The sequence below is a fragment of the Serratia sp. HMSC15F11 genome, assembly GCF_001808215.1.
Lineage (GTDB): Bacteria > Pseudomonadota > Gammaproteobacteria > Enterobacterales > Enterobacteriaceae > Serratia > Serratia nevei.
In genome coordinates this window covers 43737-51682 of record NZ_KV792498.1, presented here as the reverse complement: position 1 = coordinate 51682, position 7946 = coordinate 43737, and the positions used below count along the sequence as shown (strand labels likewise).

The window sequence follows — 7946 nt, the reverse complement described above, 5'->3', positions numbered from 1 at the left end:
GGTCGGTGGTTCGAGTCCACTCGGACGCACCATATTGCTGATTCATCTCTTCCCCTATCGCGTTATACTCCCGTTGTTTCGTCTCTGCCCGACCGCCTGACTTTTATGTCGATCGCGCCGTGCTACCGCCATCAGCCACCAGGAACACCACATGACCACCTTTACCGCCAAAACCGCCTTTTTACCGCTCGACAATGGCCTTGCCCGCCGTGAAGGCGTGATGAGCGACGGTTCACCGGCGGCAGAAGTGCGTTTCGAGGCCGGCGCCTTCGGCCAGCTGCAAAAGCCCCCGCACGCGCGGCAAACCCAGGTGATCTCCGGTGAATTCGAATTTACCCTCGGCGGCGACACCCGGGTGGTACGGGCCGGCGAGAGCCTGATATTGCCGGCCAACGTCGCCAGCGGCTGCTTCTGCCTGAGCGCCGGCGTGCTGCTGGAAATTCCCCCAACGCGTTAAACCTGTATTTACAGCATGGTTATTTGCGCAACAAGCGACCCGCAACGCGTTGCATTTGCGCCACATTTGCCCCCGTTTTGACATATCCGCCGCGCCGCCGCGGTTTTTTATTTTGTTTCCCACCGCTTAGCCTTTATAATGCGCAACGTCTATCAGTTGAATGGTTTCAGCCCTTGATCTGCGAAAACGCTATAACAACACGATCTGATCTTACCCCGTTGCGCAGCATCCCCGCGCCCCCGCGCGGGCTGAATTTTTCCGCCCCGCTTCAACTGTCGTCACCTATCCTTAACTATGTTTTTCACCACCAGGCACGGCCCAAATTCCCTACCGGCGTAAACCGCGCCGGTCAAATTCGTTTTTTTATCCATCACAACTTGTAGAAAACTCCGCCATGAAAAAGACCAAAATTGTTTGTACCATCGGTCCAAAAACCGAATCGGAAGAAATGCTGACCAACCTGCTCAATGCGGGCATGAACGTGATGCGTCTCAACTTCTCTCACGGCGACTATGAAGAGCACGGCAACCGCATCAAGAACATGCGCGCCGTGATGGCGAAAACCGGTATCAACGCCGGCATCCTGCTGGATACCAAAGGCCCGGAAATTCGCACCATGAAACTGGAAGGCGGCAAAGACGCCTCGCTGGTCGCCGGCCAAACCTTCACTTTCACCACCGACCAGAGCGTAATCGGCAACAGCGATCGCGTAGCGGTCACCTACGCCGGCTTCGCCGCCGACCTGAAGATCGGCAACACCGTGCTGGTTGACGACGGCCTGATCGGCATGGAAGTCACCAACGTGACCGAAAACGAAGTCATTTGTAAGGTGCTGAACAACGGCGATCTGGGCGAGAACAAGGGCGTCAACCTGCCGGGCGTTTCGATCCAGCTGCCTGCGCTGGCCGAAAAAGACAAGCGCGACCTGATCTTCGGCTGCGAACAAGGCGTCGACTTCGTGGCGGCATCCTTCATCCGCAAGCGCTCCGACGTGCTGGAGATCCGCGAACACCTGAAAGCCCACGGCGGCGAGCAGATCCAGATCATCTCCAAGATCGAAAACCAGGAAGGCCTGAACAACTTCGACGAGATCCTCGAAGCGTCCGACGGCATCATGGTTGCCCGTGGCGACTTGGGCGTCGAGATCCCGGTAGAAGAAGTGATCTTCGCCCAGAAGATGATGATCGAAAAATGCAACCGTGCGCGTAAAGTGGTGATCACCGCCACCCAGATGCTCGACTCCATGATCAAGAATCCGCGCCCTACCCGTGCGGAAGCCGGTGACGTCGCCAACGCCATTCTGGACGGCACCGATGCCGTCATGCTGTCCGGCGAAAGCGCCAAGGGCAAATACCCGCTGGAAGCGGTCAACATCATGGCGACCATCTGCGAACGCACCGATCGCGTGATGCCAAGCCGCATCGATACCCTGAACGATCGCCGCAAGCTGCGCATCACCGAAGCGGTATGCCGCGGTGCGGTTGAAACCGCCGAAAAACTGGACGCGCCGCTGATCGTCGTCGCCACCAGCGGCGGCAAGTCAGCGAAATCCGTGCGTAAATACTTCCCGAACGCCGTGATCCTGGCGCTGACCACCAACCAGACCACCGCGCATCAGCTGGTGCTGAGCAAGGGCGTTATCCCGCAGATGGTCAAAGAAATCGCCTCCACCGACGACTTCTACCGCATCGGTAAAGAAGCCGCGCTGGCCAGCGGCCTGGCGCAAAAAGGCGACGTCGTGGTGATGGTTTCCGGCGCGCTGGTGCCGAGCGGCACCACCAACACCGCCTCGGTACACGTGCTGTAATATAAAACGTGACATAATTATCTTGATCAAAACGCCGCTTTGCGGCGTTTTTTTATCGGCAGTAAACTATTTTTCTCAAAACGCAACCGCGAACTGCTCATTATTTAGCTAATAACAAATCGGAGTAGTCCCATGGAAGCCGGCTGTTTTCCCTCGTTTTTTTAACTAATTTGTAAAACCAGATGCAAGTTTGAGCGAACGATCAAAATAAAGCACCTCAACACTAAAAAATTATTCTCTTTCGAAAAAAGTTTGTGTAATACTTGTAACGCTACATGGAGATTAACTCAATCTAGAGGGTGTTATAATGAATCGTACTAAACTGGTACTGGGCGCGGTAATCCTGGGTTCCACTCTGCTGGCTGGCTGCTCAAGCAACGCTAAAATCGATCAACTGTCTTCTGACGTTCAGACTCTGAACGCTAAAGTTGATCAGCTGAGCAACGACGTGAACGCAATGCGTTCTGACGTTCAAGCGGCTAAAGACGACGCAGCACGCGCTAACCAGCGTCTGGACAACCAAGCTCACGCTTACAAAAAGTAAGATAGCTTTGGTTATTGAAAACGGCGCACATTGTGCGCCGTTTTTTTTTGCCTGTTTGTCGCCTGGGCTTTCCAGCTCGGCAGGCAAAAAAAAGAGGTTCAGCACGCTGAACCCCTCTTCGACCGCTCAGTCCTGCAAACTTAGTTCACTGAACTGATTGGTGCTGCCTTAAATGGGCTCTTATTCGCCGCTGGCGCCGCTACAGGCGTTAAACGCACCTCAGACGGGTTCTCCCCCACGTTGACCAGCACCGGCATGCCAGAGCGGCGTACAACCGCGCTATCGAACACGGCGCGATCGGTTTGCCCATCTGCAGCGAAGGCTTTCTCCGCTTTAGACAACGCAATCGGCATGGTCTGCGGATCGTCGCTTTCTACCCGCGACAGCGGCTGGTGCACTTCCACATAGCGTTTGCCGTCCGGCTCAACCGAAATCTTCACCGGATCGTTGATCACCTGCACCCGTGTACCGCGTGGCACCTGGTTGAACAGCGCTTCGATGTCCGTCGGACGCAGACGAATACAGCCGGAGCTGACGCGCATGCCGATCCCGAAGTTGGCATTGGTGCCGTGAATCAGGTATTCACCGCGCCCCATCGCCAGACGCAGGGCGAACAGCCCCATCGGGTTCTCAGGCCCGGCCGGCACCACCGCAGGCAGCGTCACGCCCTGGGACTGATAGCGTTTGCGGATGTTGGCGGTAGGCGTCCAGGTCGGGTTGGGGATCTTCTGGCTGACGGAGGTCACTTCCAGCGGCGTGTGCATCCCGGTCTGGCCGATACCGATCGGATAGACGATCACTTTGTTCTCGCCTTTCGGATAGTAGTAAAGGCGCAGCTCGGCCAGGTTGACGATGATCCCTTCACGCTTGGTATCAGGCAGCAGCATTTGGGTCGGAATGGTCAGCACCGTACCCGGCTTAGGCAGGAACGGGTCGGTGCCGGGGTTGGCTTCCAGCATGCCCAGCAGGCCAATCTTGTAGTCGGCGGCGATCGCCTCCAGCGGACGGCCGTCGTTTGGCACGGTATAAGTGGTGTTTTCACCGATCAGACGGCTGTCCGGCGGCGGCAGCGGGTACTCGGTCGCACTGGCAGCCTGCGTGCCGGCCAATACGGTGGCGAAGACCATGCCCATTAAACTCAACGCACGTTTCATTATCATCCCTATATTTTTTATGACGGTTCGTCCCCAAGGCTAACGAGCGCCTGGCGGCGGGTAAATCAGACAATACCTGATTAATACTAGCAATGCTGGCATCAAAGGCAATAAGTTCTCTAAAAATCAACACGTTATAACGTAATCACCGCCGCTGATTGTCAACGAAACGTCAACGGATAAGCTGCTGAAATATCACTGAATTGGGGATGTTATCTGGGGGGAAAGCGTGGATTGTAAAGGCTCATTGACAAAGCGAATGTATCAATGAGCCCTCAAGGACGGGGCGTTCAGGCTCAGGCCAGCTGCGTGGCTTTACTGCGAATGGCGCGGATCATCGCCTCCAGCCCCTGTGAACGCGAAGGCGTCAGGTGTTGGCTGAGCGCCAGCTCGGCGAAAAACGGCCGCACGTCAAGCTCGACAATCTGCTGCGGCGTCAATTGGCGATACAGAATAAACACCACCGCCAGCAGGCCTTTGACGATCGCCGCGTCGCTGTCGCCGTAAAATTCGACCTGCCCCTGCTCATCGAGGCGCATCACAATCCACACCTGGCTCTGACAACCGGAGATCAGGTTGCCGGCCTGCCGCTCGGCCTCGTCCAGCGGCGGCAATTTGGCGCCGAGTTCAATCACGTACAGGTATTTCTCCTCCCAGTTCAAACAGCGGGAGAAATTTCGCACCAATTTATCTTTGTCCGGCAAATTCGCCATGGGGATCCTTTTGTACCGCCGGGGACGTGCCCCGGCCTAGCCTAATAGCTGATGAATACGTTGCAGCCCGGCCACCAGCCGGTCCACCTCTTCGCGGGTATTATATAACGCCAGCGAAGCGCGGCACATGCTCGGCACCTGATAAAACGCCATCAGTGGCATTGCGCAGTGATGGCCGGTGCGGATGGCGATGCCGTACTGATCGAGGAAGCTGCCGACGTCATAGGCATGGTGTTCACCCAGATTGAAGGCGATCACCCCGGCGCGATGGGCCGGGCCATAGACTTTCAGCGTCGGCACCTGGCTGAGCGCCTTCAGCGCGTAGTGCATCAGCGACTGTTCATAATCGTGTATCGCATTCAGGCCCAGGGCTTCGACGTAATCGAACGCCGCCCCCAGCCCCATGATGCCGGCGGTGTTCGGCGAACCGGCCTCGAAGCGCCACGGCGGATCGGCGAAGGTGGTGCCCGCCGTCAGGCTGACCTGGCGGATCATCGAGCCGCCCCCTTCCCACGGCGGCATCTGCTGCAGCAGCGCCTGGCGGCCATACAGCATGCCGATGCCGGAAGGACCGTACAGCTTGTGGCCGGAAAACACGTAAAAATCGCAGTCCAGCGCCTGAACATCGACGCACTGGTGCATCACCGCCTGCGCGCCGTCCACCAGCACCGTCAAATTCGGCGCCAGGGCTCTGGCGCCGGCGATGATGTCGCGCACCGGGTTGACGGTGCCCAGCACGTTGGAGACCTCGGTCAGCGCCAGCAGTTTACAGGACGCATCGACCAGCTCCGGCAACCGCGCCAAATCCAGCGTACCGTCCGGCTGTAGCGGCCACACCCGCAGCTGCAGCCCGCGCTCTTGCGCCAGCATCTGCCACGGCACGATGTTGGCGTGGTGCTCCATCTCGGTGATGAGAATCGCATCGCCCGGCTGCAGCAGGTGGCGGCCAAAGCTGTTGGCCACCAGATTGATGCCTTCGGTGGTGCCCTTGACGAACACCATCTCTTCCGCCGAGGCGGCGTTGATAAAGCGTGCCGCCTGCTCCCGCACCGCTTCCATCTGCTGAGTCGCCTCGGCGCTCAGGGTGTGGATGCCGCGATGCACCGCCGCATAACCGTGGCGGTAGAACTCCAGCTCGCGGTCGATCACCGCCTGCGGTTTCTGCGCGCTGGCGGCGCTGTCGAGATAGGCCAGCGGTTGGCCGTTCACCTCACGCGCCAGCAGCGGAAAATCGCCGCGCACGCGTTCAATCGGATAACTCATGCAGCCTCCCCCGGCAGGCGCTGGGCGATGCGCGCCAGCACCCGTTCCCGGATGGTGTCGTTGGCGATGCCTTCGGTCAGCTCGGCGGCGAAGGCAAAGATGATCATCTGCTGCGCCGCGTGTTTGTCGATGCCGCGCGACTGCAGATAGAACAGCTGCTCTTCATCGATACGCCCCACGGTGGCGCCGTGGCTGCATTTGACGTCGTCGGCGTAGATCTCCAACTGCGGCTTGGTATCCACTTCCGCCACCTTACCCAACAGCAGGTTATGGTTGGTCATCTGGCCGTCGGTTTTGATCGCATGCTTGGCCACTTTGATCATGCCGTTGAACACCGCCTTGCCGCGATCGCTGACCACGGTTTTATGCAGCTGGCGGCTTTCGCAATAGCCTTTGTTGTGCTCCAGATAGGTGCGGGTATCGCAGATCTCTTTGCCCACCGGCAGCACCAGGCTGTTGATCACCAGGTTTGCGCCTTCGCCGTTCAGCTGTGCGCTGGTGTTGTGCCGCGTCAGGCCGGCGCCCAGCAGGAAGCTGTCGCTTTTCACCCGCGCGTCGCGGCCGATAACCAGATCGTTATGGGCAAAGTGGTAGCTCGGCTGGCTCTCAAACGCCAGCTTGCAGTGCAACAGCCCGGCGTTGTCCGCCACGTTGGCGGTCAAGCGCGCGCCGGTGAAGTGCGCGGCCTCGCCCAGGCTGACATAGTGTTCAATCACTTCCGCCTCGGCCCCGCGCCCGATCTCCAGATGGTGACGATGATGCACGGTGTTCACTTCCCCGGTGGCGCCGCGTCCGCTGCTGATGTGCAGCAGGTACAGCGGGCGGGCCGGGGCCTTGCCGGCCGGCAAACGAATCAGGCTGGTTTCCTGCGCCAGGCTTTCGGTCAGGTGCAGGAAAATCTCCGGCTGGATCGGCTCCGGCAGCGCCTGCGGCGTGCCGTAGGCGGTCAATTCGAACTGGTAGTCGCCCAGATCGCCATCGCTGAGCTCGGCGCTGTAGCGGCCGTCAATAAACACCAGCCGACAGGCATCGATGCCGAGCGCCAGCGCCTCAAGCTGCTCTGCGCTCACCGGCGCGGGCTGCGGATCGAGGAACTGCTGCTCCAGCAGGCTCTCCAGCGGCGTGTATTTCCAGTTTTCATGTTTGCGCGTCGGCCAGCCGAGGCGCAGCGCCTGCTGCCAGTGCGCCAGCGCATGCGGCGAACGCTCGCCGCCGCGGCCTTCGAACAGGCGATACAGCTGCTGCAGCGCGTTTGAATTACTGTTGGTCGGTAAGCCAGCCATAGCCCTGCTCCTCCAACTGTTTCACCAGCGAGAAATCGCCGGATTTAACGATGCGCCCCTGGGAAAGCACGTGTACGTAATCCGGTTTGATGTAGTCCAGAATGCGCTGATAGTGGGTCACGATGATAAAGGCGCGCTTGCCGTCCCGCAGCGAGTTGACGCCGTTGGCGACGATCTTCAGCGCGTCGATGTCCAGGCCCGAGTCGGTTTCATCGAGAATGCACAGATCCGGCTCCAGCGCCGCCATCTGCAGAATATCGTTGCGTTTTTTCTCACCGCCGGAGAAGCCGACGTTGACCGAACGGGTCAACAGATCGGCCGGCATATCCAGCAGCGCGATTTTCTCTTCGATGAAATCGGCGAAGTCAAAGCGATCCAGCGGCTCCTGCTCGCGGTATTTGCGCACCGCGTTGACCGACGTCTGCAGGAAGAAGTGGTTGCTGACGCCGGGGATCTCCACCGGGTACTGGAAGGCCAGGAACACGCCTTCGCCGGCGCGATCTTCCGGATCCAGCTCCAGCAGATCCTTGCCCTTGAAGGTGACTTCCCCTTCGGTCACTTCGTACTCTTCACGCCCGGCCAGCGTGGCGGACAGCGTGCTCTTGCCCGAGCCGTTCGGCCCCATGATGGCGTGCACTTCGCCCGGTTTGATCTCCAGATCCAATCCCTTGAGGATCTCGTTGCCTTCCACGCTGACTTTCAAATTCTTGATGCTTAACATGCTG

Annotated in this window: 8 protein-coding genes; 3 read left to right on the top strand and 5 right to left on the bottom strand. The window is 58.9% G+C overall.

The window, feature by feature from the left end:
• The first annotated feature begins 151 nt into the window (after nucleotides 1-151).
• From HMPREF3138_RS21845 to HMPREF3138_RS21835, 3 genes are all read left to right on the top strand, one after another.
• Nucleotides 152-457: a cupin domain-containing protein gene (locus HMPREF3138_RS21845; protein ID WP_038870993.1), complete on the top strand. Its 306-nt coding sequence runs from the start codon at nucleotides 152-154 to the stop codon at nucleotides 455-457.
• A 394-nt stretch (nucleotides 458-851) separates the two neighbouring features.
• Nucleotides 852-2264 carry a pyruvate kinase PykF gene (pykF, locus tag HMPREF3138_RS21840; protein ID WP_038870996.1) on the top strand — a complete coding sequence of 471 codons (1413 nt, stop codon included), beginning with the start codon at nucleotides 852-854 and terminating at the stop codon, nucleotides 2262-2264.
• Between the two features lie 307 nt (nucleotides 2265-2571).
• The gene (locus tag HMPREF3138_RS21835) at nucleotides 2572-2808 is read left to right on the top strand and encodes a major outer membrane lipoprotein (RefSeq protein WP_004931354.1); all 237 of its coding nucleotides are present in this window, start codon (nucleotides 2572-2574) and stop codon (nucleotides 2806-2808) included.
• A gap of 140 nt (nucleotides 2809-2948) precedes the next feature.
• On the opposite strand, the gene HMPREF3138_RS21830 is transcribed toward HMPREF3138_RS21835, so the two are convergent.
• The 5 genes from HMPREF3138_RS21830 to sufC all read right to left on the bottom strand — a co-directional run bounded on the left by HMPREF3138_RS21830 (nucleotide 2949) and on the right by sufC (nucleotide 7942).
• Nucleotides 2949-3962 carry a L,D-transpeptidase family protein gene (locus tag HMPREF3138_RS21830; protein ID WP_038871000.1) on the bottom strand — a complete coding sequence of 338 codons (1014 nt, stop codon included), beginning with the start codon at nucleotides 3960-3962 and terminating at the stop codon, nucleotides 2949-2951.
• A gap of 296 nt (nucleotides 3963-4258) precedes the next feature.
• Entirely contained in the window at nucleotides 4259-4675 is a 417-nt protein-coding gene (sufE, locus tag HMPREF3138_RS21825; protein WP_038871003.1) for a cysteine desulfuration protein SufE, read from the bottom strand.
• Between the two features lie 36 nt (nucleotides 4676-4711).
• On the bottom strand, nucleotides 4712-5938 hold the full coding sequence (gene sufS / locus HMPREF3138_RS21820) for a cysteine desulfurase SufS (RefSeq protein WP_038871006.1): 1227 nt from the start codon (nucleotides 5936-5938) through the stop codon (nucleotides 4712-4714).
• Complete coding sequence (gene sufD / locus HMPREF3138_RS21815; RefSeq protein WP_038871008.1) at nucleotides 5935-7221, bottom strand: Fe-S cluster assembly protein SufD; 1287 nt, start codon at nucleotides 7219-7221, stop codon at nucleotides 5935-5937. The genes sufS and sufD overlap by 4 nt, the downstream gene beginning before the upstream one ends.
• Nucleotides 7196-7942 carry a Fe-S cluster assembly ATPase SufC gene (gene sufC / locus HMPREF3138_RS21810; protein WP_004931365.1) on the bottom strand — a complete coding sequence of 249 codons (747 nt, stop codon included), beginning with the start codon at nucleotides 7940-7942 and terminating at the stop codon, nucleotides 7196-7198. Before sufC ends, sufD begins: the two co-directional genes overlap by 26 nt.
• Between the last annotated feature and the right edge of the window lie 4 nt (nucleotides 7943-7946).